General features: G+C 44.1%; 21 protein-coding genes and 2 tRNA genes. 10 read left to right on the plus strand and 13 right to left on the minus strand.

The window, feature by feature from the left end:
* The first annotated feature begins 106 nt into the window (after positions 1 to 106).
* The 6 genes from AACW75_RS06640 to AACW75_RS06665 all read left to right on the plus strand — a co-directional run bounded on the left by AACW75_RS06640 (position 107) and on the right by AACW75_RS06665 (position 6,092).
* Positions 107 to 1,255 (plus strand): iron-containing alcohol dehydrogenase, encoded by a 1,149-nt coding sequence (locus AACW75_RS06640; protein WP_145570720.1) that lies wholly within the window; start codon positions 107 to 109, stop codon positions 1,253 to 1,255.
* Between the two features lie 254 nt (positions 1,256 to 1,509).
* The gene (locus tag AACW75_RS06645; RefSeq protein WP_145570719.1) at positions 1,510 to 2,256 is read left to right on the plus strand and encodes an amino acid ABC transporter ATP-binding protein; all 747 of its coding nucleotides are present in this window, start codon (positions 1,510 to 1,512) and stop codon (positions 2,254 to 2,256) included.
* Positions 2,256 to 3,053 carry an amino acid ABC transporter permease gene (locus AACW75_RS06650; RefSeq protein ID WP_145565625.1) on the plus strand — a complete coding sequence of 266 codons (798 nt, stop codon included), beginning with the start codon at positions 2,256 to 2,258 and terminating at the stop codon, positions 3,051 to 3,053. Before AACW75_RS06645 ends, AACW75_RS06650 begins: the two co-directional genes overlap by 1 nt.
* 12 nt (positions 3,054 to 3,065) lie before the next feature.
* The gene (locus tag AACW75_RS06655) at positions 3,066 to 3,875 is read left to right on the plus strand and encodes a transporter substrate-binding domain-containing protein (protein ID WP_017076111.1); all 810 of its coding nucleotides are present in this window, start codon (positions 3,066 to 3,068) and stop codon (positions 3,873 to 3,875) included.
* Between the two features lie 155 nt (positions 3,876 to 4,030).
* Positions 4,031 to 4,954 carry an amino acid ABC transporter permease gene (locus AACW75_RS06660; protein WP_017076112.1) on the plus strand — a complete coding sequence of 308 codons (924 nt, stop codon included), beginning with the start codon at positions 4,031 to 4,033 and terminating at the stop codon, positions 4,952 to 4,954.
* Between the two features lie 193 nt (positions 4,955 to 5,147).
* Positions 5,148 to 6,092 carry an ADP-ribosylglycohydrolase family protein gene (locus AACW75_RS06665; protein WP_145570717.1) on the plus strand — a complete coding sequence of 315 codons (945 nt, stop codon included), beginning with the start codon at positions 5,148 to 5,150 and terminating at the stop codon, positions 6,090 to 6,092.
* 210 nt (positions 6,093 to 6,302) lie between these two features.
* On the opposite strand, the gene AACW75_RS06670 is transcribed toward AACW75_RS06665, so the two are convergent.
* Positions 6,303 to 8,309 (minus strand): TonB-dependent siderophore receptor, encoded by a 2,007-nt coding sequence (locus AACW75_RS06670; RefSeq protein ID WP_145570715.1) that lies wholly within the window; start codon positions 8,307 to 8,309, stop codon positions 6,303 to 6,305.
* A gap of 20 nt (positions 8,310 to 8,329) precedes the next feature.
* Between AACW75_RS06670 and AACW75_RS06675 the strand changes: the two genes are divergently transcribed.
* Positions 8,330 to 9,577 carry a helix-turn-helix transcriptional regulator gene (locus AACW75_RS06675; RefSeq protein WP_145570713.1) on the plus strand — a complete coding sequence of 416 codons (1,248 nt, stop codon included), beginning with the start codon at positions 8,330 to 8,332 and terminating at the stop codon, positions 9,575 to 9,577.
* A gap of 146 nt (positions 9,578 to 9,723) precedes the next feature.
* Here the strand turns inward: AACW75_RS06675 and AACW75_RS06680 are convergent, their stop codons facing one another.
* The 8 genes from AACW75_RS06680 to AACW75_RS06715 form a co-directional block, all read right to left on the minus strand.
* On the minus strand, positions 9,724 to 10,275 hold the full coding sequence (locus tag AACW75_RS06680) for a hypothetical protein (protein ID WP_145565622.1): 552 nt from the start codon (positions 10,273 to 10,275) through the stop codon (positions 9,724 to 9,726).
* A 131-nt stretch (positions 10,276 to 10,406) separates the two neighbouring features.
* Positions 10,407 to 11,633 (minus strand): DUF1501 domain-containing protein, encoded by a 1,227-nt coding sequence (locus AACW75_RS06685; RefSeq protein WP_186437192.1) that lies wholly within the window; start codon positions 11,631 to 11,633, stop codon positions 10,407 to 10,409.
* 8 nt (positions 11,634 to 11,641) lie between these two features.
* A complete protein-coding gene (locus AACW75_RS06690; protein ID WP_145570711.1) occupies positions 11,642 to 13,003 on the minus strand; it encodes a DUF1800 domain-containing protein in 1,362 nt (453 codons plus the stop codon).
* A 140-nt stretch (positions 13,004 to 13,143) separates the two neighbouring features.
* Positions 13,144 to 13,575: a GNAT family N-acetyltransferase gene (locus AACW75_RS06695; RefSeq protein ID WP_145570709.1), complete on the minus strand. Its 432-nt coding sequence runs from the start codon at positions 13,573 to 13,575 to the stop codon at positions 13,144 to 13,146.
* 122 nt (positions 13,576 to 13,697) lie between these two features.
* Positions 13,698 to 14,192, minus strand: a complete 495-nt coding sequence (locus tag AACW75_RS06700; RefSeq protein ID WP_145570707.1) for a GNAT family N-acetyltransferase — start codon at positions 14,190 to 14,192, stop codon at positions 13,698 to 13,700.
* Between the two features lie 47 nt (positions 14,193 to 14,239).
* Positions 14,240 to 14,662, minus strand: a complete 423-nt coding sequence (locus tag AACW75_RS06705) for an N-acetyltransferase (protein WP_145570705.1) — start codon at positions 14,660 to 14,662, stop codon at positions 14,240 to 14,242.
* A 135-nt stretch (positions 14,663 to 14,797) separates the two neighbouring features.
* A complete protein-coding gene (locus AACW75_RS06710) occupies positions 14,798 to 15,136 on the minus strand; it encodes a zinc ribbon domain-containing protein YjdM (protein WP_004731484.1) in 339 nt (112 codons plus the stop codon).
* A 177-nt stretch (positions 15,137 to 15,313) separates the two neighbouring features.
* On the minus strand, positions 15,314 to 16,477 hold the full coding sequence (locus AACW75_RS06715; protein ID WP_017058966.1) for a threonine/serine exporter family protein: 1,164 nt from the start codon (positions 16,475 to 16,477) through the stop codon (positions 15,314 to 15,316).
* Positions 16,478 to 16,997: 520 nt separating this feature from the next.
* Between AACW75_RS06715 and AACW75_RS06720 the strand changes: the two genes are divergently transcribed.
* Together AACW75_RS06720 and AACW75_RS06725 are read left to right on the plus strand one after the other, a co-directional pair.
* Positions 16,998 to 17,072: transfer RNA gene (locus AACW75_RS06720), tRNA-Gly, on the plus strand.
* Positions 17,073 to 17,110: 38 nt separating this feature from the next.
* A tRNA-Gly gene (locus AACW75_RS06725) sits at positions 17,111 to 17,185 on the plus strand.
* A 170-nt stretch (positions 17,186 to 17,355) separates the two neighbouring features.
* Here AACW75_RS06725 and AACW75_RS06730 read toward each other — a convergent pair.
* The gene (locus AACW75_RS06730) at positions 17,356 to 19,641 is read right to left on the minus strand and encodes a glycoside hydrolase family 9 protein (protein ID WP_145570819.1); all 2,286 of its coding nucleotides are present in this window, start codon (positions 19,639 to 19,641) and stop codon (positions 17,356 to 17,358) included.
* 299 nt (positions 19,642 to 19,940) lie between these two features.
* Between AACW75_RS06730 and AACW75_RS06735 the strand changes: the two genes are divergently transcribed.
* Entirely contained in the window at positions 19,941 to 20,198 is a 258-nt protein-coding gene (locus AACW75_RS06735) for a hypothetical protein (protein WP_016788617.1), read from the plus strand.
* Positions 20,199 to 20,325: 127 nt separating this feature from the next.
* Here the strand turns inward: AACW75_RS06735 and copI are convergent, their stop codons facing one another.
* The 3 genes from copI to AACW75_RS06750 all read right to left on the minus strand — a co-directional run bounded on the left by copI (position 20,326) and on the right by AACW75_RS06750 (position 25,857).
* On the minus strand, positions 20,326 to 20,886 hold the full coding sequence (gene copI, locus AACW75_RS06740; RefSeq protein ID WP_145570703.1) for a copper-resistant cuproprotein CopI: 561 nt from the start codon (positions 20,884 to 20,886) through the stop codon (positions 20,326 to 20,328).
* A 103-nt stretch (positions 20,887 to 20,989) separates the two neighbouring features.
* On the minus strand, positions 20,990 to 24,133 hold the full coding sequence (locus tag AACW75_RS06745) for an efflux RND transporter permease subunit (RefSeq protein WP_145570701.1): 3,144 nt from the start codon (positions 24,131 to 24,133) through the stop codon (positions 20,990 to 20,992).
* Positions 24,130 to 25,857 carry an efflux RND transporter periplasmic adaptor subunit gene (locus tag AACW75_RS06750; RefSeq protein WP_145570699.1) on the minus strand — a complete coding sequence of 576 codons (1,728 nt, stop codon included), beginning with the start codon at positions 25,855 to 25,857 and terminating at the stop codon, positions 24,130 to 24,132. The genes AACW75_RS06745 and AACW75_RS06750 overlap by 4 nt, the downstream gene beginning before the upstream one ends.

The following is a 25,857-nucleotide window of genomic DNA, read 5'->3' on the forward strand; positions in this document are numbered from 1 at the left end:
TGGAGAAACTGAGCTTCACCACCCTACTTTCCTGTACTAATATGCAAATATAGAAATTGAGCAATAACCCAAAATAATAAATTGAGCTTTACACAAGGAATCAAGAATGCAATTCACTTATGTTAACCCTACTGTTATTCACTTCGGTCAAGGTCAAATAAACGCTATCAGCCAAGCGGTTGATACTTCAAAGAAAGTACTTGTCATCTACGGCGGCGGTTCAATCAAAAGCAACGGTGTTTACGACCAAGTAGTCGCATCACTTAAAGATCACGCTTGGATTGAGTTCGCTGGCGTTGAAGCTAACCCAACAAAAGAAACATTAGACAAAGCAGTCGCTCTCGCTAAAGAAGAAAACGTAGAGTTCATTATCGCTGTTGGCGGTGGTTCAGTAATCGACGGTTCTAAGTACGTTGCTGCAGCGGCTAAATACGACGGCGACGGTTGGGATATCCTAGCGGGTAAACACCAAGTAACAGAAGCAACACCAATTGGTGCGGTACTGACACTTCCTGCGACAGGTTCTGAATCTAACATGGGTGCGGTAATCACTCGTAAAGAGACTCAAGAAAAACTGGCGTTCATGAACCCTGCGGTACAACCTAAGTTCGCGGTTATGGACCCAGACGTAATGAAGTCTCTTCCAGAGCGTCAATTGATCAACGGTTTGGTTGATGCATGGGTTCACGTATGTGAGCAATACATCACAATGCCAACAGACGCGATGGTTCAAGACGGTTACGCTGAAACACTGCTTAAGAACCTACTTGTACTGGGTAAGCAATACGACGAGCGTGACAACGACGCATGGCGTGCAAACCTAATGTGGACGGCAAACCAAGCGCTTAACGGCCTGATTGGTACTGGCGTTCCTCAAGATTGGGCAACACATATGATTGGCCACGAATTCACTGCACTATGGCACGTAGACCACGCACGTTCTCTTGCGATTGTTCAACCTTCACTACTTCGTAATCAAATCGAAGCGAAGCGTGGCAAGCTAGAGCAAATGGGTCGTAACGTATTTGGCCTAGAAGCGGGTGCCGATTTAGCAGAGCGCACTATTGCTGCAATCGAAGCGTTCTATCACAGCCTAGATGTACCAACTCAGTTCAACGGTTATGAAACAAACAAAGCAGCAGCCGTCGATAAAGTTGTCGCTCAACTTGAATCTCACGGTTACCTAGAGCTCGGCGAGAACAAAGCAATCACACCTGCGAAAACACGCGAAATCTTAGAGTCTGCGATTCAATAAGAATCGCTGAAACTTAAAGAAAGCTAGGGTAAGAACAAAACAAAGTTAATGTAGTCTGAGTGATAAGTCGCAAGCCAACATTTGTGGCATCACACTAAACTAAATTCCTTATTCTTTCGTATATCAAAAGCAGCGTTCGTTTGGGCGCTGCTTTTTATTTGCCCTACAAGATGCTATTAAATTCTCATAAGTTCTTAATTTTATGTGCAATCACATTTCTATATTGTTAAGGTAAACCAGTCTCTTTACTAGGTATGAACAACGATTTGAACAATCTCAAGGAAATGGTTAAGTTTAAGTCACTTAACAAGTGGTATGGTGATTTTCATGCCCTAAAGGATATCGATTTAAATATCGAACAAGGAGAAATAGTAGTGATTTGCGGGCCATCTGGTTCCGGAAAATCAACCTTGATCCGTTGTATCAATCAGTTAGAACCCTTCGAAAGCGGCGAGCTTTCCGTGCTAGAACAAACGCTTCCGTGCAAGTTCAATACACCGGGTCAAGTTGGAATGGTGTTCCAACACTTCCATTTATTCCCTCATCTTACTGTGCTTGAAAACCTCACTTTGTCTCCAATTCGTACACTGAAAAAAAGCAAAGAAGAAGCAGAGAAAACGGCAATGCATTATCTTGAGTGTGTACACATTGCTGAACAAGCAAATAAGTATCCTGCTCAGCTCTCTGGCGGCCAACAACAACGCGTCGCGATTGCTCGTTCCCTTTGCATGAAGCCTGAATTATTACTGTTTGATGAGCCTACGTCTGCCCTTGATCCAGAGATGATCAATGAGGTGCTCGATGTCATGGTGGAGCTAGCTAGTGAAGGTATAACCATGGTGTGTGTGACACACGAAATGGGCTTTGCCAAACGTGTAGCTGACCGTGTGATTTTTATGGATGAAGGACAAATCGTGGAATCCAATACTCCAAAGTGTTTATTCGAGAGCCCACAACATGAACGTACTCAAGCGTTCCTAAATCAGATTCTTACCTACTGATGCTGCTTAAAATAGTTAAACCGGCCCTATCTGCATTATTACAAATTGTTGTACTTGCGGCTGCTGTTGTCTGGATCCTAGACTCTGGCGCTCAAGCCATGGGATACAGTTGGCAATGGGATCGAGTACCTGACTACATCGCGTTTTATGAAGACGGTGAATGGTGGCCGGCAGAACTGATGGAAGGGTTACTGGTTACCATCAATATCTCTTTGATTTCTTTGATCGCCACGCTTTTTATTGGCTTAACCACGGCCCTATTACGAAATTCCAATTCCGTAGTTGGCCGCACCTTAGCCACCAGTTATGTTGAGCTGATCCGAAATACGCCGTTATTGGTACAAATTTATTTGCTCTATTTTGTGTTTGGCCCCGTATTAGGGCTCGATCGTTTTAGCACTGCCGTGTTGGCCCTGGCACTTTTTCAAGGTGCTTATACTGCCGAGATATTTCGTGCAGGTCTGAATGGTATTGCAAAAGGACAATTTGAAGCTGCTCAATCTTTGGGCTTATCAAAGACCTATACTTATTGGGATGTGATTCTTCCTCAGGTGGTGCAACGCACGTTGCCTCCTTTGACGAATGAAGTGATCTCTCTTATTAAAAACTCTTCGATTGTAAGTGTCATGGCTATTTTTGACCTAACAACCGAAGCCAGAAACATTGTTTCTGAAACCGCGATGCCATTTGAGATCTGGTTCTCTGTGGCGATCATCTATCTTGCTCTTACACTTTCACTTTCTGCCGTTGCTGCTTGGCTTGAGCATAAGCTCGGAGCTAACTGGCGAACACAATAAGGATTTATCAGCATGAAGCTATTTAAAACCGCAATTACAGCTTTACTTGCGCTTGCCGTAAGTTTGCCTGCACTTGCTTCTGAAACACCTAACCTAGACAAGATCAACGATCGTGGTTCACTACGCGTTGGTATGTCGACATTTGTTCCTTGGGCAATGCGTAACAAACAAGGCGATTTGGTTGGTTTTGAAATTGACGTGGCAAAACGCCTAGCCGAAGATTCAGGCTGGAAAGTTGAGTTTGTACCTACGGCATGGGACGGTATTATCCCTTCCCTATTGTCAAACAAGTTTGATGTGATCATCGGTGGTATGTCTATCACTGAAGCACGCGCTAAGAGCGTATTGTTCACCGAACCATACTCTCACTCAGGTGTTCAACTGGCTGCAAACAAAGAGCTGGCGGAAGGTTTTACTCAGATCTCTGATTTTGATTCTCGCCGTGTAAAAATTGCAGCACGTCGTGGAGCATTCACGGTTCAAGTCGCTCGTGAAACCTTCCCTAAGGCGAAAGTTCTACAGTTCGATGACGATGCTCAAGCATTCCAAGAAGTGTTGAACGGCAACGCACACGCGGTTATTGCGTCTAGCCCGAAACCAGAACACGAAACGATCAAAAATGCAGACACGTTATTCATTCCATTTGAAGAACGTCTATCAAAAGGTAACGAGGCGTTTGCTGTTCGCCTAGGTGAAACAGACAAAACTGAATTCTTTAACGAGTGGATTAAAGCACGTACTGAAGACGGTTGGTTAAAAGAGCGCTATGAATACTGGTTCTCTACACTAGATTGGCAAGATCAAATCGCTCAAGGTCAATAATTACTGAGTGATATGCCGTCATGAGCTCGAAATACGGTAGTGTTCTGTTGTCAGGGTTAACCTTTGAACGATAACAGACACTACCTTTTCTCTCGAAACACAAGATCTTCTAAACAAAGCAATACACCTTTTATATTGTCCGAAACAGGAATGACGTGAGTAGTACTAACGCATTAGCAACGCCCAAACCCAACCTTTACACGAAGCCTTGGTATCAACGCCTCAATCTATTAGATGGTGTGTTGTTTGCCATCATTTGTGCATTCGCAGGTTGGCTTTATTATCGTTCTGCTGTCGGCATTAACTATCAATGGCGATGGGAAGATGCATTCACGCTGATCTTCATTCCACCTTCTCAAGGTAGCATCCCTTACTTTTTCCAAGGCTTGGTCGCAACCCTGCGTTTGAGTTTATGGAGCATGATATTAGCACTCTCTTTAGGTACTCTATTAGGCGTAGCCAGACATTCCAAGGTCGCTTTTTTCAAAACACCAGCACTAATTTTCATCCAGTTAGTTCGTAATATTCCGCCGCTGGTATTTGTATTTATTTTTTACTTCTTTGTCTCTAACCAGCTGATCCCATTGCTTGGCTTAGAAAACATTTTGCGTGAACACAATGGTGATATTAACCCACTGCAAGCGTTCCTTTTCGGGCCTGCAAACCTTTGGGAGAACTTAGCCTCCGGTGTTATCTGTATTGGCTTGCTCTCTTCCGCTTATATTGCTGAAGTCATTCGAGCTGGGTTAGAAAGTATTCCAAAAGGCCAATGGGAAGCGGCTGATTCATTGGGTTTGTCTGCCCTATCTAAATATCGATTTGTGGTTGGCCCGCAAGTATTAACAGCAATAACGCCGCCCTTAGCTGGTCAGGCTATCTCTCTAGTTAAAGACACCTCGATCGTGTCGCTGATTTCTATTCAAGAAATGACGTTTGTCGGCACTGAAATGGCAAATTCATCCGGTTTGATCTTTGAGATATGGCTGATTGTAGGCGCGATCTATTTCGCTTTATGTTTCACTCTGTCACGTATTTTCAAGGTAATAGAGCTGCGTTCGAGTGTTTACCTTAACCGCTAACAGCTTAGTGAATTGGTTGGTTAATACACTACCTAATTGATATCATTCATCAACTTAACCTGATTGGTTTAACTCATTGACCAGTCAGGTTTAATTCATTCGACAGTCTCTCCCGAAACACTGCAAATTCCTCATTTAAACACTATACTTTGTGTATCGAATTGCGTTATTTTTTTCAAGGGCGTCACTCAATATGGACAATCATAAAGAAAGAGCTTTTTGCGCCGTAGTTGGCGCATTGGTGGGAGATGCCGCTTCCATGGGGTTACATTGGCTGTATGATCAAAAGAGGATCATACAGGTTGCTGGTTTTGAGCCAGAATTTCGTTCACCCAATCAATTCGATTATCAAGACAAAGGTTACTTTGCCCATCAAGGAAAAACCGCTGGTGACCAATCACAATATGGAGCCCAGCTTTTAGCGATGGTCGACAGCTTAGTCGAAAACCAAAAATACGATGAAGCGAGTTATATCCAGCATTTCCGTTTCTGGTTTGATTTTGGTGGCAGCTGGAATGGTTACATCGACAAAGCGACACGTGTGAGCTTGTTGAATATCCATCAATTAGAACTAACTAACGCATCAATTACCGCATGCGGCGCAGACGACACTCAATTACCTGCCGTTTCTAAGATCATCCCGTTAGTCGCATGTACTTATACCTCTCACACTTTGCCTGCCATGGTTGAGAGTGCGGTGCGAGTCACCAACAACAACGACAAAGCTGTAGAGTGGGCACATGCCATCACCCTATTAGTCCAAGCCGCTATCCAAGGCAATTCGCCATTGCAGTCGGTTGAAATGGTGCGACAAACTTGCAGCAAATTTATCCACGACCAAATCGATGAAGCACTAGCTGAACCTGAACTATCAATAACAGAAGCCGCCACAAAGTTTGGGTTACACTGTGAACTCAGTGCTGCCTTTCCATTGCTTATTCGAATCATTGCGGGTGCTCAGAGCTTTAAACAAGGTATTCGCGACAATATTTTGTGTGGTGGTGACAGTTGCGGACGTGCCATCGTTATCGGAGCGGTATTAGCTGCCTGTTTCTACGAAGAAGATGGCGCGATTCCAACTGAATGGCTCAGTCAGGTAAACCTTAAAGGTGGTGTATTGTCTCTGCCGATTGAATAACGTGTTGCAACTACTGTTCCCAGTGACCAATAGCCAATAGAAACAAGAAAACGAAAAACGGAAAAATCACCTCTCGATACTTTGTCCGAGAGGCGATTTTATTTGCGGCAATGTCTTTAAGCTAAAATTAGAGAGCTAAATGAGAAAGCAGTCTGATTCACTGCAGCCGTTAGCTTATCGTTCCAACCGGATCTACGATCCCAAACCTTTCTAAAACTGATACGCGGCTGAAAGCTTGTAGTTACGACCTGGTTCATAGTCATCAAGGGTGAAACCTCTAGCGGTACCAGAACGAGATGCGTGTGAGGTGTATTGTTCGTCAAAAACGTTATCTATACCAAAGGTAACGGACAACCCATCCACATTTGAAGGCACCCACTGCGCGTACAGGTTATGAACATCGTAACCTTCTTTGATTGGTTGACCATCGAATACATTGTCTTCGTCTTTAACAAGCATCGAGTTCCAACCGAAGATCGTTTCAAGGACTTCAGACTGATAATCCAATGTTAGCGTGATGCTGTCCCCCATATCAATACTGCGACCATTTCCACCCGCGACAGCACCACCTGTATCTTTGTTCTTAGTATCTGAACGCGCATAAGATAGTTTGCTATTAAACATTTCATAGCCGTAAGACATACTTGCTTCGAAGCCTGTTATCTCGACATCGCCGAGGTTGTAAATCAGATAGCTTTGACTAGCACCTTGGTATTCTTCTGTAATGTAATCATCGATATTTGTTCGGAACACGGTTAGGTTGGCGCCAATAAAATGATTATCCAAGCGTTTGTCGAAGCGGAGACCACCTTGTGTGTTTTGCCCTGTCTCAGCTTTTATATCATCGGCTAAGTAAGCGACGTCTTGGTAGGCAATGAAGGTCTCCATTAGCTCAGGGCCTTTAAATAATGAACGTGTGCTGGCGAATAATGTCCAGTCCTTCGTAATATCCCACTGCGTCGCCAAAGACCAAGTCACGTCATCAAAATCATCATTACCTGTTTCCGCTTTACGTTGGTAATCATCAAAGCGAAGTCCTGCTGTGATTGAGAAAACTTGGGTCAAGTAGAACTGGTCTTCAACAAAAAGTGCGGTGGAAATTGCTGACTCGTCCATAAACTTACTGCTGCCATAATAACTGCTAGATGACTTATCCATATAATCAAAGCCATATGTTGCGATATTATCAAACGACATAAGGCGATAGTCTGATTGGAACTTAGCATTCAGGCCAAAGTTTTGGTTTTTAGCCGTATTCTTAGACAAACGATTAGAAGGCCAACGAGGAGCCATCACAGATTCGTCTCGCTTAATCTCAGTTTCTGTATTGTACAGAGTAACGTTACCTTGATGACTTTCGCCACGGAGCTCATAGCTAGCCGTTATCGTGTCACGGTCGTAATCGGTAGGAATGAGAATGTCATTAGACAAGCCTTCATTCGCACCGCCAGACATATCTGGACGTGGACTGTAATCACCGCTATCACGATATAAGTCATAAGAGAGTTCAAAGCGGTGTAGGTCATTCGGTTCAAAACCAATCTTACCGAGAATGTTGTACACATCCCCTTCTGAACCAAAGGTTTCATTGCCGTCGCCGTCTTCGAAGTCATCTCGACTCATGTAATGGCTATAGAGCATGGCATCGACCTTATCCGACAATAAGCCATATACAGTTAATGAACCTTGCTGGCTTGCATTCGTGGCATAGCCACCATAAACACGAGCGCCAAAAGTTTCGTCGTAACGAAGTAGGTCTCTCGCATCTTTGGTTTCAAACAGAACGGAACCGCCTAATCCATTTTGCGTCACAGAGTTGTTACCCACTTGGATATCGGCCGACTTCAAGATGTCTGGGTTAAGAGTCAGGTTGCCGATATGGTGGAACATATTAGCGTGCTGAGAAGCACCATCTAGTCGAATATCTAAATCCGTCTCACTTAATCCGCGAATAGTAATTCGTTGGTTCACCGAGTGCGTCCCCCCAACATCAACACCAGGGATCTCACGTAATAAATCAGACATGTGATCGGCTTGCTTTAGAGACATGTCATCGGCAATGATCGATTCAGTGTTGCTCGATACCTTCGTTCCCCACACCACGACCTCATCAAAGTGCGATGTGTTTTCTTGTGCAATAACGGTGCTGCTAAACGCACTGACAATTGCAATACAGAGAGCTGAAAGCTTAATTGTTGAGTTGACTGGGCTTTCCATAAATTCGATCCTAGATGTAAATGATAATAATTCTCAAATATGATAAGGTCGTAATCTATAAATGCACAGGTGATTTGCTTATGCAGAAACGCATAGGTGTTATGAGGAACGGTCAAATGAGTGAAGTAACATCAAAGCGAACTAAACTCGCTGAAACAGTTGACGTGAAAACAGAAGTATTGACCAAAAAACCTGTATTACCAAACAAGACTGAACTAAGAAAGAAAACAGCGTTGACTCAAAGAATCGCATTGACCAAAAAGTTAGAGCAGACTGAAAATCAAATCATCGTGACACAAGGTCAAGCCAAGCAAACTTCTCTAGCTGAAGGAAAGTTCCTTTCTTATCAATATAATGGCCACATTTTTGTGCATGGCGGTCGCTGTATTGAATTAGTCGACAGTAATATTGTATCGACAGCCCACTCTGCAATCCTGATTACTATTCTTCTGGAGGGAAAACTGACCTTTAGTTATGACGATCTAGAGTTCGATCTTGATGCCAGCGATGGGCCACGAGGTGTGGTAGTTAACCTTGCGAAGCCAGCTAACTTTAGGCGTTCGTTGATACAAGGGAATAAAATTAACAAGATCAATATCTTGATAAAGCCACAATGGGTCGAGCCGCGTATCAGTGATCACTGTTCTAGCAAATCATTCCTTGATTCACACAAGGCGTTTTACGACTTACAAATCAATGCTGACATCGTTCAACTAACAAGATCACTAACTAGCCAAGCAACACCAATCAACTTTCAAGACAAGCTAGTCGTCGAAACTCTGACCCAGCAATTGCTTTCTCAAACGCTATCGCAGATGCCAATTCAATGTTGCCAACAATGTATTTCTGAAGATGTTAATGTCAGCTCATTAAACACTAGTTCAAATAGCACTTTGAGGAGTTTAGATTTAAGCGAAAACACTGATGAGATCACCACCTCAAAAGGGTTTGATACTAAGATAGAAGACATAATCAGCTACATTGAAATCAATTTGGATCAGCCGCTCAGTCTTGAAAGCATCGCGAATAAGTTCTCGATGAGTATTTCCAACCTTCAGCGTCGCTTTAAGCAATCATACAACCTAACAATCAACGGCTATATCCGCTACCGACGCCTAGATATTGCGCGCCAACATTTAGAACGAGGATTGGTTTCAATAACCGAAGCCGCCTATGAAGCGGGTTATCAGCACCCTTCCAATTTCACCAGCGCTTTTAAGAAAGCCTTTGGTGTGCCGCCGCAAGATATATATAAACTTAACAGCTAATTTATAAGACCATCGAGTTCTAAACTTTGGAAGTCCTAAGTTACAATCAACCACCTTAGTGAGGTTATCGCCAAGGTGCTTTCTCAATTAACTGTCAGGAAAAATTAACTATGGCAGCAATAAAAACGGCCATAGTGGTCACTCAACTAGCCTTCAAAATCACTGACTTCCCATTTGCTGCTCACTTCGTTCGTCAACAGTTCCTGAAAAGGTTCGACATCTTTCTGTTCCCATAAGTCAACTTGTACATTGAAAAAGCGGTCTTTTCGTTGAGTCGCATAAACATAAAGTGGAGAGACCGTTACCGCGTTCTCCTTAATGGTGTGCTCAATACCTAAATCAACGCTAAGAAACGATTTACCACCATTAGCAACAAGGCCGCGACGCATATTGCATCGGAACTGCGTTAAAATGTAATTTCCCGGTTTGATACCATCAAATAGTGCGTATTTAGAGTCTTCATATACAAACATGCGTAGGGTTTGTGGTTCAGAACCAACCAAGTTACCATCAATTTTTTCTTTTAAATCAAATACGAAGGTTTCACATGGGTATGTCGAATCGTGCTTAGAGATAATCGTTGCAATAGCGAGTGCACCATTTCCCTGCGGTTCTGACAATGTGTCTATCGCTGTATTTGGAAGTGTTTTACAACCAGAAATCCCGATAGCCAATGCAGCAACTAAAAAATGTTTCATATAAAGCCTTTATTATTGTTAATGAAATCATGCGCAGACACTATCATTAAAAACTAAGACTCCAACCACAAATTTATAAAAGAGTGATATTGTTAACATTGTTTTATTTATCAATAACTAACATCAGCATCCTACACCTTGATTTGCCCAATATAGTCACTATTAGGGAAGAGCTCTTCCAGCTGTTCATTGTTAATTGAGAGGTGTTGGTTGAGTACACCTTTAATGACACCTCTCATGTCTATGGTTGGTTTTAGATCTCGCCCTTGATACAGATTCTGTTGGCTCAACCCTGGCCAGTTTGCGATAACTCGGCCTCCCGAACTCGACATTTTTGAGACTTTGTTAGCCATCGCGCCACCAGCAACAAGCATGACATTTCCCGTGCCATGATCGGTGCCTTTTGTTCCGTTTTCTCTAACCGTTCGGCCAAACTCACTGGCCGCGATGACCACCGTGTTATTCCAGCGTGAGCCTAACGAGTCCTTAAGTGCTGCCAACCCAGCATCCAGAGTCTTAAGTTGGTTGCTCAACCTGCCATTTACGCTTCCTTGATTAGCATGAGTATCCCAACCTCCAAGCTCTAGCGCTGCGATGTTTGGTCCGTTATCTGCTGATAAAATATCGCCGGTTTTGCCCATCAATGACTTAAACTGTTTGCCAACACCTTGATCACCGACCAACGCATCTATCTTCATGACACTTTCAAAATTGGCAGACAACATTTGGTCACTTTGGAAAAGCTCCTCAAGCAACTCGGTTTGTTTATCGCGTGTTTTTAAGCGGTTTGGATACCAACTTGCCACGGTCGATTCGCCCTGCATGATGAGTGGTAAGCCCGAATCAATCGCGATGCCATCGTATTTTTCTGAGCTCAAACTGAGCAATCGGTTAAGCCAACCTTCCGTATTAAAAGGATCGGAAGTACCGTTTTCTAATATCTTCTGTCCATCAAAATGTGAACGTTCGCGGTAAGCGGTTGAACACGCATGAACGAAGCTGAGTTCATTGCTTTCATACCACTGATGACATTGCTTAAGAGACGGATGCAACCCAAAGAAGCTATCTAACTTCAATAGCTGATTAGGCTTTAAGCCAATATTCGGTCTTAGACCTGCATAATCAGGATCAGCATAAGGCACCACAACATTTAAACCGTCCATGGCGCCACGCAGTGATATCCAAATAAAGATATTGTCTGAGCGCGTTTTGGCGAAACTTGGAAATGGCAACATCGCGCTGACACCAACGGCTGCGGCAATGCCCATGAACTGGCGGCGATTAATACTTTGTAGGCCGTGATTGTGTAGCTCATGACTCTGCGACTTAATATTCTGCGAACCGTTTGTCTTTTTCATACCCACTCCTAACGATATTGAAACTGTGGGCTTAACCACAACAGGGAAAGTTGCATTGCAGCACTGTCGGCTTTGCTCAAAACAATTTGAGTATGCTCATCAATCGCATCGCCATATAAAGCTGCGACCACGTTATCTACTACTGCCTTTGGTTTTGTACCAGATGCCCTAGCCGATTTTATCGCGATTGAGGCGAGCCTATTAGCGACTTGCATACGTTGAGTCAATGCCGAAGGGCTATTGTAATCTCTGTCTTGATCCGACCATCCTGCCGGTGAACCCGGTTTAAAAGGTGGTTGGCCTAATGTGTTAAGAGTATTCAGTGCTTGCTTATCGTTAAGTGGAATGTCAGCACTGCGAAGCACGGCAAATAGCCACTCTTTAGGTGGTCTGAACCGATTGGGCTTGGGTTCGTTTGCCTCGATGCTCCCCAATAACAAGCGATAAACAGGCAGTAAATCACCCTCACCTTTTAAATATGTCGCGACCATTTGTTCTGAGAGTTCTTCAGGCGTATCACCAATAAAATGCTGGCAAAGCTTGTGGACCAAATGCTGAGCTGTGTCTTTGTGAGTCGCTAAGGTTTGTAAACACGACTCCCCTTGCGAGACACCATGTTGGGAGTAGGATTTTCCAAGTAAGGTGATACTGCCTGGCTCGTGGAGGTTATTAGCAAATCGAAAACCGACGTTTGGAGATTGGAATTTAATACCCCATCCCGAAATCGCTTTTGATAATGCAATCACGTCTTGTTGGGTATAGGAACCATCAACGCCTAGGGTATGGAGTTCTAGAATTTCACGAGCGAGGTTTTCATTAAGCCCTTTGTCACGGCGCTTACCGACTTTTGAATTCGGCCCGATAGAGAGTTGGTTATCCAGATAAAGAAGCATGGCCGGATGCTTTGAAGAAGCCATCAACATATCACCAAAGTTTCCGTTCCAATGCTTACGAATTGCATCATTTTCTATGCTTGCGGCTAAGGGCATCAACTTTCGATTATCGACCGAGATGGCGAAGTGATTACTCCAAAACTGAATAATACGTTCTTGAAACCCATATGGAGTTTCGACACTTTGTAGATGGCGAGCTTGGGCTTGTTGTCGGTAATGAGTGCGAAGAAAAGACTGTGCCTCTTTCTTCATAACTTGCATCTTTTGCTCATCACCCTTGGCTTTCTTTCGCTGTTCACGATTCTCACCGACGGTTATCAGGATAGATTCAGTGGTCGGTAAAGCTTGAATAGCTTGGTGAACGAATGGCTTTTTATCCAACTGTTCTAAAGGCGAATAATAGGCTGTTTGAGCTAACCTCGGTCCAAAACCAAACCTTTGTTCACCCACGATTTTTGAAGTCGGGTAATAATTCACTGCACACTCCCTTATGCTTAATCTGTTCTAAGTGTAATCGCTTAGTCATCAAGCATAGGGAGCTTTACGTGGTTTTACGTTAGATGGGTGTCAGGTGCCTATCAAGTTACAGACACGGTGTGATCATTTTGAATGAATGTCTATTTACGCCACATATATACAAACTGGTCGTTTTGCGAGGTGATTTCAAAGCCAAATCTTAAGTACAGCTCTCCAACTCGATTACCTTGCAGATAACACAACTCAACTGGCTTACTGAGCTTATCTGCGTGAGCTAAACAATCGGTGAGAACCTTACTACCAACACCCTTGCCATGATATTCAGGCAGCAAAAAGAATCGGCAAAAGTAGAAGTGACTGCCTTTATTTTGAAGCAGTACACTACCAATTGTTTTGCCTTGATATTCTATGATTTTAGGCCTTTCTTCTGCCCACTCTTTGGCGTGTATATCTCGTTGAACTTGTTCATCCCAGCCAAAAACAGCTTTGATTGGCTCAAATTCAGCCGCCTTTTTTAGCTCGAACAGAAATTCATAATCTGATGACTGAGCGGGTCTTGTCGAATACTTCAAAATACCTCCAACAATAATCGATGAACTATAACCAAAGAAACCACCATCAATGGTGGCTTCTATTTAATAAAATCTCACTAACGGAAAGTAAGCGAACATAAGCAAGTGCCATGCTTTAGTGTTCATTTTGGGTCTAGCTGATAACGCAAAACCTCTTGCTGATCTTGCTCTGAGTAAAAGGTATTTAAGAACTGCCCACCGCACTTCTCAATCACTTTTTGCGAAGCAATATTGTTGCAGTCACAGGTAATAATAGCACTTTCTACAAGTACATAACGCTGAACCCAAGACAACATATGACTTGCGATACCTTGCCCTCTAGCTTGTGGCAAAGTCTCGTAGCCGATGTGCCCGATAACGTTATGAATGTATTCACTGGTGCCGTGACGAACTCTTACTACACCAAGGATTTGACCAGAGTCGATACAAAAATACGTAGAAGCAGGCGTCCACCCTTCTGGCAGGCACTCACCTTTTGAATAAGCGACTCGCCTTTTTAAATACGCATCACTACTGTCTGAAACACCTGTGTAAATATCTAACCCATCCTCAGAGCAAGCATTCACATAGTGATGAAAGGCACTTGAGTGTGAAATATCAGCTTTGACCATGTCCATATAGTTTCGATTCCTAGTTACTGCTCTTTCGGGTTTAGCTATCAAGCCTAAGCTAAGTGCATGGTGTATTCTTGATGCACTGTATGTTCATCAACTTGTTCACTCACAATAGAAAATCCTTGGGACAAGTAGAACTGAATCGTCGCTTGGTTTTCTTTATATACATTTAAAGACAAGTTCGGACATTCAAGCTTCGCGTGTTGGATAAGTTGCTTACCAATACCACTGCCTTGATGTTCTGTACTGACAAAGATCGCCGCTAAGATCCCTTCATAAAGCGAATAAAAGCCACGAACCTCACCGTCTACTTGATACACGTAAGTTGTTGATGCCGGAATATATAGGTCGCGCATATTAGCTACTTGCGACTCCCAAAACTCAGGAGCCACAAAATCATGGGCCTTTATCGAGGCGGTTAACCAAATATCTAAAACGGCTTCAATATCAGTTGGGATGTACTCTCTAATCATCTTAATTCTCAGGCAATTAATGTTGTTTAAACTGCGAACCAGTATGCCAAGAAGCGACGTAAATTCATTGAAGATTTACGACAATGTCCCAGTCAGAATTATTGAACGGCAATGATAGACCAATACCATTGGCCTCTATTGTTTCTTAACGTATTTAGCTGTCACAAGCATTTCACCGCCACCATCAAGCTTACAGTCTAGTTGGTGATCTTTGCCTTCATTGATGCGTCTGATTACCGCTTTCGTGCCGATTTTTAGTACAGAAGAACTGCCTTTAATTTTTAGGTCTTTAATGAAGGTAACTTTATCGCCACTTTCCAATACAACGCCATTCACGTCCTTAACACGCGCGGCTTCTCTTTCTAAACGCTCTTCTTCTGGGTTCCACTCATAAGCACACTCAGGGCAGATTAGGTTGTTTTGGTCTGGGTAGACGTATTCAGATTGGCATTGAGGACAAGGAGGTAAAGACATACGTTAATACTTCATTTAAATAGAATTTGCGTCCATTTTAATGACTCTTGTTGGGCTTAGCGAGCACAAATCTAACCATTTTTTAAGATGAATCTAACGAAGAAATGTGCAGCTCCCAAAACAAACAAACACAGCCATTAAGCTGTGTTTGTTTAAAGATTTGAGAACCGGACCGGATTAACGCTCTACTTTTGGCGAGTAAATCGAGTAAGCGGTGATTTGCCCTGCCACAATCGCGGAGAACATAAACAACGCAGATAAACCGATGCTAGGGATCGGCAAGATAGACTGCTCGAACACAGACTGACTGGCACTCACCAGCACGCGGCTACCCGGAACCAAAATGATGATCCCTTGCACGATATAAATAGAGCCTGTGAGCTCCATCTTCTTGGCAATCCAAGTTCCGTACAAAGTAATAAGAACCGTGGTTACCCAAGTACCCACAACCCAACCACTATCAAAACCGAGATAGAACGGCCCCCACATACCCAGAACCGCAACTGGCAAGCCAAGTAAGATGTCTTTAGGACGCGCATTGAACATCACACCGATAGATACAGAGATCAGCACCAAGCCAGATATGTGCATCCACATAGGTACCGCATTGGTATAGTCGATGGAGACCGCTTGTCCCCATATCGCTTCACCAATATTGAGCCCCATGATAATCCCAACAAATAGCTTAATCAGGGTTAAGGCACTCTGCCCTAGCAAGCTGGTACCAGAAACCAAGTCATTAAACGCCAAACATTCTAATGCGTTGGCTATGGATAACCCGGGGACAAACAAGACAATCGAGGCGATACACAATGCCCACACAGGGATCGGCAAACCTGTACTTGCCAAAAACGCCACGAAGATACCCGTTAACAATGCCGAGATGAACTCAACCGCGATAGCGCGACGTGAATGAAGAACTTGCTGGCATACCCAAACCATCAAACCCAGTAACGCAGAAAAGCCAACCGCTTCCAACGTACTGCCTACTAGCATCAAATACGCAGGCGGAATACCCATGTTGGCAAGTGCAGTCACAAACTTAGAATAACCGACAGGCTCTGGTACGGGCTCACTACTCGGTTGGTTAATACGAATGATCGTATTGGCCAACAAACTCAGGTTAATTGAAGCAGGCTTTAGACGCTTAAGAATCACAGCGTTGTTATCGTCTGGAAACTGATAATTGATCGCGGTTGGCGTTGCTTGGATCATCACATCCACACCATGCTTTTTAGCATAATATTGTGTATATTTTTCAAGCTTATACGGAGCGCAACCACTGCGGTGAAGAGTATCACCAATTTCAACAATTTTGTTAATTCGGAACTGAGAAGGCATGGGTATTTTAGCGGAGACAAAATGTGCGGCAAATGTACCAAACGATAGACGGAATGACGAGACTTTTGCGCGAATTATCAACTGAACTCGTTACTTTTTTCTGCAAAGGCTTAGAAGTCTCTATAACTCTACTCATTTGGGATTAGTTTACTGAATAATACGAATCGTTCGTAAGTTAAATCTATGCATCCCTATTGTTATCGAATTACTTGGATAGTCGGCTTAGATCACGATTGTATTAACACGTACAGTCGTAGATTTTGCTTACGTTTGTGGGGTAATAGCACTCTGTATTCGTATATAAATTCACCCGACGCACCTCTCCAAAAATAATAAATCAAATGTTACTTTGAATCGTGAGCTTAACGAGAGTTTAGTCACATTTTATTCACTCTAAAAACGCCAGATATGATTGAAAAACTAGCGGAGTGGTGGTTATGCGAGCACTTAGAATAAAAATGAAAGAAAAAGGTTTCGTTTTCAGTTAGATGTGGCATTATCAAACTCGTTAAGACGATGTGCGTACATCGTATAATGGCTATTACCTCAGCCTTCCAAGCTGATGATGCGGGTTCGATTCCCGCTGTACGCTCCAGTCTTCTTGATGCCTCAGTCTTACTCTTAAGACAGTGTGCGTGCATCGTATAATGGCTATTACCTCAGCCTTCCAAGCTGATGATGCGGGTTCGATTCCCGCTGCACGCTCCAACTTCTGTTTAGTTTCAAATTCTCTTTAGTTACAATACCCCCTTAGATGCACCATCTCCTCTTAGCTTCAAAACCTAAAACTGCGCACTTCATTGTGTGATTTTTTGTATTAAAAAAGAGCAATACCAAATGATATTACTCTTTGAATATTCTTAATTTAATTGATTACCTCAATCAAGCTTTCCTTCATCTAAAGCAGACGCGACCCAGACAAGCGGCGCATTCCAGTTGATGGTTATCTCGTTCAACGTCCAAGCTCCAATATTATCGCTGTAACACGTTTGTCCAACACACTTGCCTTTCATCACAGCGGCAATAGGATCACTAAAGCTTACAGAGTTCGGTCCTCCAATTAACGCGCCCGGTGCTGGTTTTGGTGAACTTTCATCAGCAGCGTAAGCCCAGAATCGATGATGAGGGTTCTCAGCAGGTTTCGTTCCATAACCAGTAACATAAGAGATATTCATCGGGTTACCTCCGAGGATATAATCCATCGCACTAGCCGCCGCTTTGATGTATCGAACATCATTAGAAAAATCGTGAGCGTAAATCAAAAAGATACTTCGGTTTACAAGGTTGGAGTTTGAGCCCCACGAGTACTCTTCGACGGTATAAGGAATGTTATAACCTTCATTGGCAACTTGCTTGGTATAAGATTCTGCCGTTTTAATGATGTTCTTACGTGCTTGTTCAATAACTTGGTTGTCTAATGAATTAGGTACCACGGCTAAACTCACGGTGCCCGCAGGCGCTATATACTGCCAATACATGTCACCATCTGCATTGATGTTCCCCTTCGGTACTTCAAGATAGTGCGGGGAATCAATCAATACTTTTTTGTAAACCTCATCATTGGTTGTGATAAAGAGCTCGGCCGCAGCCCAGTATCGCTCATCACTCAATTCGATATCATCATACGGCCCAGAACCGGTGAAGTTGTCGTAAGCATAGATATCTTGATGTTGATTTGCGGCGTTCCATGCTTTGGTCGCTGAATCCAAACATAACTGTGAGAAGTCGCTGTCGATATCTTTCCAAATACGTGCGCACTGAGCACCAATGGCGGCCAAATTCAATGAGGCCGCTGTCGTAGGGTAACCAACATAGCGTTTCTGAGTATCTTTGTGCGGTGGTAATGGCATGCCAGTCCAAGACTCATCTGCGATCTTGTGGAATGCCAGCCCTCTCGCGTTAATTTCGGTAAGTTTGAGGTTTTTACTCGCAGACTGATTACCAACAGGAACGGCGATAGGCGTGTCAGAATCAACTTGCATCGCTAACATGAACTCTATGTTCCAGCGAGCTTCAGACAACAGCGGGTTAACGCCATTGGTTGCTTCAGGGATTTTTACTTTGCTCTCTAAAAAAGGAAGCGATTTGTTTTCTAGGAACTGGCTTCGCTCGTATAAGTTCAGAAGTGTCCATGTTGAGATGCCACTGTTCACCGTATATTTACCATGATCGCCTGCATCATACCAACCACCAGTCGCATCAATCGTCAGGTCGCAGCCAGGCCATTTATTTCCCCAACTATCGACTTTATCAAAGCATGTTGCAGTATCGGACATGTGGCCACCGGGCCTCGCAAGATCCTCACGTTGAACGAACTCTGGCTTTATTTCAATGCCGCTACGATTTTGATAGAAGTAAGACAACGCATCGAGCTTCAACTTACTATAAACATCGTTTCGAATATCGAATGGATAGCTGACATCGTCGTCGACCTTGACCGTTAAACCTTTCATCGTGTCTGTATATTTTGAAAGGTTAACTCGGTGAATGTGCTCACCCGACGCTTTATTCAAACCGAATACTTCTGTTTTACCGAGATCAAGGCTGATCCCGGAATGAGATACTAATGTCCATTTCAAAGGTGTCGTCGACGTATTTTCAACGAAGATAAATTTATCGGATTGAGGTAAGAAGCCAACTTGATTAGCTCGAATTGGCATCTTAGTCGCTACTTTTACAAATGGCTTACCTACAACAGAAACGTTATCAATACAGATGACCCCCGTTTTCTGTGCGCCTAATTGAAACTGGAATTCTGTATCGGCGTCACTATCAAGTGCTTGTACAAAATCAAACGTATAGCTTTGCTTGTCTGTTGATACACCCACGTCACTTAGAAAATAATGCGTATAAGGAGGCCCTTCATGTTGGATCAAGGCTTTCATCTCAGTATCAATATTTGCATATGCATCGAACGATACCTGATATTTCTGACCTTGCTCTAAGCCAATACCGCTATGGCCTAAAATAATATCCCAAGAATTTTTCCCTGGGTTTTTAATATCAATACACGCTTCATTACTTTCTGTTGCTATGTTGGCGCCAGCATTCCACCAACCATCCATATTGCCTTTAAAGTGACTATTCCTAATCTGCTCTTCTGCATAAGTTACTCCAGAAGATAAAATCATGACAACCGCGAGAGATAACGTTCCTTTTTGCATCATTATTCCTTAAAGATGTTTCATATCTCCAAGGAAACTAGCGAAATAGATTCAATAATAGAGAGTTAACATTCGCAAAAAATAGACTCGTAAAAATAAATATTATGATTTCTTGTCATGTTTAACACTAAGGAACAAGCTCATGAATCAATTGCATGGATAGACAAAACGATATTGTGCTAGTGCTTCTCAATTAAACTCAGATTTCATAAAAGTGTGGGTTTAATAATCTTGGTCAATATCCGAAAAAACAGTTGTGTTAATGTGCGCGCATTAGCAACAACCAAAAATAATTAAAAATGTTTAAAAGCAATGAGTTAACAATAAACATCGAAGCAATCAATGTCGCACTGTCAAAAGTCGAAAATGCGAACAAAATTCAGCTTAATACGTTGAAAGGTTATGTGAGCAGCGAACCAGAACAGGCCGTGCTTGCGTTTCGTTCTTTGAATGAAGTGGAATCGATCGACGACAAACTTAAGAAAATCATGTCAGAGTTACCGCATCTGAGCGGCGAAGCTCACCATCTGCTGGAAACTTCTATCTTGCTACAGTGACTATGAATAAAGATAAGCCTCAACGAATCCCTCTCAGCAAAGCGCTTTGGGCATAAGTTAAGACTTATCTTTAATTTTCTTGCCCCCATTGAATTATCTAATTCAACAAAGCGCTATTAATTAACGTCTAAAGCGTTAACGACTTCACCATACCCGCTTCAGCGTGACCAGGAATATTGCACGCGAACTCTACGTTATTATCACCATGGAAATGCCAAAGCATCTGTTTCGCTTTGCCCGGCTTAACTGTCACTGTGCTGCCCGAGTCATGAGCGTGATTACCCATGTTTTTCATCATTTCACGGTGATCTAGCTGCTCTGAGGCAGAACCAATCGAGAATTCGTGGTCAATCTTGCCTGTGTTCATCACAACAAACTGCACTACGTCGTTTGGCTCAATATCGACCTTGTTCTTAAAGGTGATTTTCATGTCATCGCTCAGTAGGACATGAACCACTTTATCCGGTTTTGCGCCTTGAGCTGGCATCCCAACTTCTGACATACCTTCCATGTCCATCATTCCATCCATATTCATCATCTTCGAATGGTCCATCTTTCCACCCTTCATCATGCTGTGATTCATTTTTGAATGATCCATCTCTCCATTTTTCATCATTGAGTGATCCATTTCAGCAAAAGCCGTTGCAGTGGTCAGTGTTAGAGCGATAGCAATTAGTGTCTTTTTCATGGTCGTTCCTTAGATTAATTCTGTTTTATGTTAGTTTCACATATTCATGTGGTGCGCCCTTACCTACTCCTGTCTCGCAAGTAAGGGCTTCATAGTCAGTGCGTTATTTACTTGTCTCGTTTTGACTCTGAGTAATCTCTCGCTGTTTCCAGAGCTTAAAGATTGCAGGCAACACTAATAGGGTGAGCAACAGCGCAGAAGCCATACCGCCTATCATTGGTGCTGCGATTCGTTGCATCACTTCTGAGCCCGTACCCTCGCCATACATGATTGGAATTAGGCCGATAATCACCGTAAGTACCGTCATCATCACAGGGCGAACACGCAGTCCTGCGCCCTCACGGATCGCATCCGTTAAGTCTTCACTCTGAAGTGCTTGCTGGTTCTGCTCCGCATCCAATTTTTTGTAGTGCCATGCTTGGTTTAGGTAGACCAACATGATCACACCTATCTCAACAGCAACCCCGGCAAGCGCGATGAAGCCCACACCCACCGCAATGGAGAAGTTGTAATTGAGGACATGCATCAGCCATAGGCCGCCAACCATCGCGAGTGGCAATGTCAGCATGATCATCATCACCTCACCGACACGGCGGAAGCTCAGATAGAGCAACAACATGATGATGGCGATGGTGATTGGCACAACGACACTTAAACGGTCTTTGGCGCGCTCCATGTATTCGTATTGACCAGACCATGCCAGTGAATAACCAGCAGGCAAGACGATTTGATCGGTGACGACTTTTTGCGCCTCTGCCACGTAAGAACCAAGGTCGCGCCCTTCGATATCAACGAACACCCAACCATTAGGACGAGCGTTCTCCGTTTTAATCATCGGAGGGCCATCTTCATAACGAATATCAGCTACGTCCGATAGAGCGATACGAGCTCCGTTTGGTGTGACTAACGGTAGGTTCTGCAACTTAACGACAGAATCACGATAGCTTTGTGGATAACGAACATTGATTGGATAACGCTCTAACCCCTCAACGGTTTCGCCCACATTCATGCCACCAACCGCAGTAGAGATAACCTGTTGCACTTCTTTAATGCTCAAGCCATATCGCGCAGCCGAGCGACGTTTAATGTCTATCGTCACATAACGACCGCCCGCAACACGCTCGGCGTAGACAGAAGCCGTACCACTCACGCTGTTGAGGATGGGTTCAAGTTGAGAGCCAATATCCTCAATCACGCTCAGATCTGGGCCTGCGATTTTGATACCAATTGGCGTTTTGATACCGGTCGCTAACATGTCGATACGAGTTTTGATTGGCATAACCCACGCATTGGTTAAACCTGGGAACTGAATCAGATCATCAAACTCTTTACGCAGAGACTCCGTAGTGACACCGTCACGCCACTGCTCTCGCGGTTTAAGCTGAATCACGGTTTCAATCATGGTTAACGGTGCAGGATCGGTTGCTGTCTCTGCTCGACCAATTTTGCCCCACGTGGTTTCGACTTCTGGAATGGTTTTGATGAGCTTGTTGGTTTGTTGCAACAACTCACGAGCCTTACCTATTGAGATGCCCGGATACGTGGTTGGCATGTACATCAAATCCCCTTCGTCCAAAGGAGGGATGAACTCGCTGCCAAGCTTACTGGTTGGGTAATAAGCAGACGCCATTAAGCCAAGTGCGATAACAATCATCACCTTTGGATATTTTAGGCTGAGGTTCAGAAGCGGTTTGTACATCGCTACTAGGCTGCGGTTTACTGGGTTTTTGTGTTCAGGTAGCACGTTGCCGCGAATGAAGTAACCCATTAGCACAGGCACAAGCGTGATAGCCAAACCCGCCGCTGCCGCCATCGCATACGTCTTGGTAAACGCAAGTGGCGAGAACATCTTGCCCTCTTGCCCTTCTAGCGCGAACACAGGCACAAAACTCAAGGTAATGATAATCAGAGAGAAGAACAGCGGTGCGCCGACTTCTTCTGCTGCCTTACCAATCACCTGCCAACGGTTTTTGTCAGTGAGCGGAGTCCTTTCAATGTGTTTATGAACGTTCTCAATCATCACGATGGCACCATCCACCATGGCGCCAATCGCAATCGCGATCCCGCCAAGGGACATGATGTTGGCGTTAATACCCTGCCAATGCATCACGATGAATGCGCCTAAGATACCAACAGGTAAGCTTAATGCGATAACCAACGACGAGCGGATATGGAACAGGAACAGCGCACACACGATCGCAACCACGATGAACTCTTCAGCCAGCTTCTTCCAAAGGTTTTCAACGGCTGAATCAATCAAAGTCGAACGGTCATAAGTCGCGACAATCTCGACACCATCAGGTAGGCCAGCTTGCAGTTCAGCGAGCTTGGATTTGACCGAGTCGATCACTTCACTGGCATTTTCACCAAAGCGCATCACGATAACGCCGCCAACCGCCTCGCCCTCACCGTTGAGTTCCGAGATACCACGACGCATTTGTGGACCAAGGTTAATGTCAGCAATGTCGCCGAGCAGCAGTGGAGTCCCTTTGTCGGTCACTTTTAGCGGCAAAGATTGAATATCTTCGATGCTTGTCAGGTAACCGGTGGTACGAACCATGTGCTCGGCTTCGGCAATCTCAACAACAGACGCACCGGTTTCTTGGTTACCATCTTGGATTGCCTTATTGACTTGCTGAAGCGTTAAGTCGTAAGCACGTAACTTGGCAGGATCAATCTGTACTTGGTACTGCTTCACCATGCCGCCAACGGTCGCCACTTCAGACACGCCTTCTACGGTTTGCAATTCATACTTCAAGAACCAATCTTGCAAACTACGAAGTTCCGCTAAGTCGTGCTGACCGGTTTTATCTTGCAACACGTAGCTGTAAACCCAGCCCACACCGGTTGCATCTGGCCCTAGTGTTGGTTTGGCACTCGATGGCAAGTTAGGTGCAACTTGGCTTAAGTACTCCAACACTCGTGAACGCGCCCAGTACATATCAGTATCGTCATTGAAGATGATATAGACATAGGAATCACCAAAAAACGAGTAACCACGAACCGTTTCAGCTCCTGGTACGGCTAACATGGCGGTGGTCAATGGATAAGTCACCTGATCCTCAACCACTTGTGGCGCTTGCCCCGGATAACTGGTTTTGATGATCACCTGAACATCTGACAGATCTGGAATGGCATCGACAGGTGTATTTTTAACGCTGTATAAGCCGCCAAATACGATGGCTACAGTAGCAATCAGCACTAAGAAGCGGTTGCTAATAGACCAGCGAATGATTGCATTGATCATAGTTCACCCTCACCCACTTCTAAAGATTTGAGCACATAATCAGAACCCTGCTTCGCCACTAGAAACCGAATGGTTTGACCCTCGGCAAACTCCGATAAATCAAGGTCATCACTAGCTTGGAAATTCATTTCACCTGCTTTCCAATTCCACTCAGGGACTGGCTGATGTTTTACGGTGATCATGCCAAAATCTGCCATCAACATTGTAATGTCACCCGTTACCCAAATTTCGCCGGCGATCTTGTGTTTGTTGACCTTGTAGTCAACAACCTCGTACTGCCCTGACTCTGTCTTTCTCATCTCAAAATCAATCGCCTTACCACGTTGCACGTCACTCATGTCCAAGCCTTCCGCAAAGGTGAAATTCATCACCATGCCCGGCCAATCCCATTCTGGAACAGGCTGATGGTTAATCGTCACCATGCGACTGCCTTGCATAACATCGGAAATTTCACCGTTCGCCCATACGGTTTCAGCTTCTTCTTCAACACCATTGATGCGTGACAGATCAGCTGATTGGCTCGATTCAGAATCCAACATGAAGTGCGCAGAAGTGACAATGTTCTCACCTTGCTCTAGCCCTTGAAGCACCTCTATTTTTTCGCCAGCTTCACGACCAACCTCAATACGAGCAGAGCGATACTTGCCAGAACCTTCTGACATCACCACTCGAGTCATACCACCGGAGTGAATCACCGAAGATCTTGGGATAGTAAGAACAGCTGCATCACTGATGGGTTTCAGCGCAATATTGGCAAACATATTTGGCTTAAGCTCGCCATTTGGATTGGAGAACTTCAAACGAACGCGCAAAGTTCGAGTTTTTGGGTCAAGGATTGGGTAAACGTAATCGACATTACCCAACCACTCTTTGCCAGGAATGGCATCTAGCGTCATCACTGCATTGCTGCCTGACGAGATCCAGTGCGCTTGACGCTCAAACACCTCAGCATCAACCCATACTTCGCCTAATGGGCCTGCACTGATCACCGCTTGTGCAGGCGAAAGATAACCACCCTCACGAATATTGAGGCTAGCGATAACGCCATCTGCGGGTGCTTTAATTTTTATGGTTTGCGAGGCTTTACCTCGGCGAGTGATCGAACGAATCTGATCTTTATCGACACCCAAGGTGATCAAGCGTTCAGTGGATCCCTTGACCAACCCTTTGCGACCCGTTTTATAAGCACTAAGTAACTCTTCTTGTGCCTTAACCAGCTCTGGAGAATAAAGTGTGAACAACACATCGCCCTTATTCACCTTCTCACCGACAGCATTGATATAAAGCTTCTCAACCCAACCAGCTGCTCTTACGTTGGTTTGCCACAATGTACTTTCATCGAACGCCACATAACCCACGGTTTCAATCCGAGGAGATAGTGCTTCGAACTTAACTTTCGCTGTTTTGACACCCAGATTATTTTCTACCGACGAATCAATGAACACGGTACCGGGCTCATCTTTAACACCACTTGAGTCATCCGCGTAAACAGGGATTAAATCCATCCCCATAGGTGACTGACCCGGCTTGTCTCGCTGATAATTTGGATCCATCGGAGCCACCCAATACAGAGGTTCATCCTTGGCCTGTTTACTTACTTCGGCATCTGTACTCGTTGCCATTGCTGACATGTCATGTGCTGGATTAATTAGAAAATGGTTCACACCAAAACCCAATGCACCACCGACCAATAAAGCGATTGTTGCTACTTTTACTGTACTCAT

The organism is Vibrio sp. L3-7 (assembly GCF_963898195.1).
GTDB classification, from domain to species: domain Bacteria; phylum Pseudomonadota; class Gammaproteobacteria; order Enterobacterales; family Vibrionaceae; genus Vibrio; species Vibrio echinoideorum.

What these genes read in the sequence shown, in the direction of transcription:
- AACW75_RS06640 (WP_145570720.1), top strand. Translation starts at nt 107, where the DNA reads ATGCAATTCACTTATGTTAACCCTACTGTTATTCACTTCGGTCAAGGT.
- AACW75_RS06645 (WP_145570719.1), top strand. Translation starts at nt 1,510, where the DNA reads ATGAACAACGATTTGAACAATCTCAAGGAAATGGTTAAGTTTAAGTCA.
- AACW75_RS06650 (WP_145565625.1), top strand. Translation starts at nt 2,256, where the DNA reads ATGCTGCTTAAAATAGTTAAACCGGCCCTATCTGCATTATTACAAATT.
- AACW75_RS06655 (WP_017076111.1), top strand. Translation starts at nt 3,066, where the DNA reads ATGAAGCTATTTAAAACCGCAATTACAGCTTTACTTGCGCTTGCCGTA.
- AACW75_RS06665 (WP_145570717.1), top strand. Translation starts at nt 5,148, where the DNA reads ATGGACAATCATAAAGAAAGAGCTTTTTGCGCCGTAGTTGGCGCATTG.
- AACW75_RS06670 (WP_145570715.1), bottom strand. Translation starts at nt 8,309, where the DNA reads ATGGAAAGCCCAGTCAACTCAACAATTAAGCTTTCAGCTCTCTGTATT.
- AACW75_RS06675 (WP_145570713.1), top strand. Translation starts at nt 8,330, where the DNA reads ATGATAATAATTCTCAAATATGATAAGGTCGTAATCTATAAATGCACA.
- AACW75_RS06680 (WP_145565622.1), bottom strand. Translation starts at nt 10,275, where the DNA reads ATGAAACATTTTTTAGTTGCTGCATTGGCTATCGGGATTTCTGGTTGT.
- AACW75_RS06685 (WP_186437192.1), bottom strand. Translation starts at nt 11,633, where the DNA reads ATGAAAAAGACAAACGGTTCGCAGAATATTAAGTCGCAGAGTCATGAG.
- AACW75_RS06700 (WP_145570707.1), bottom strand. Translation starts at nt 14,192, where the DNA reads ATGGACATGGTCAAAGCTGATATTTCACACTCAAGTGCCTTTCATCAC.
- AACW75_RS06705 (WP_145570705.1), bottom strand. Translation starts at nt 14,662, where the DNA reads ATGATTAGAGAGTACATCCCAACTGATATTGAAGCCGTTTTAGATATT.
- AACW75_RS06710 (WP_004731484.1), bottom strand. Translation starts at nt 15,136, where the DNA reads ATGTCTTTACCTCCTTGTCCTCAATGCCAATCTGAATACGTCTACCCA.
- AACW75_RS06715 (WP_017058966.1), bottom strand. Translation starts at nt 16,477, where the DNA reads ATGCCTTCTCAGTTCCGAATTAACAAAATTGTTGAAATTGGTGATACT.
- AACW75_RS06730 (WP_145570819.1), bottom strand. Translation starts at nt 19,641, where the DNA reads ATGCAAAAAGGAACGTTATCTCTCGCGGTTGTCATGATTTTATCTTCT.
- AACW75_RS06735 (WP_016788617.1), top strand. Translation starts at nt 19,941, where the DNA reads ATGTTTAAAAGCAATGAGTTAACAATAAACATCGAAGCAATCAATGTC.
- copI (WP_145570703.1), bottom strand. Translation starts at nt 20,886, where the DNA reads ATGAAAAAGACACTAATTGCTATCGCTCTAACACTGACCACTGCAACG.
- AACW75_RS06745 (WP_145570701.1), bottom strand. Translation starts at nt 24,133, where the DNA reads ATGATCAATGCAATCATTCGCTGGTCTATTAGCAACCGCTTCTTAGTG.
- AACW75_RS06750 (WP_145570699.1), bottom strand. Translation starts at nt 25,857, where the DNA reads ATGAGTACAGTAAAAGTAGCAACAATCGCTTTATTGGTCGGTGGTGCA.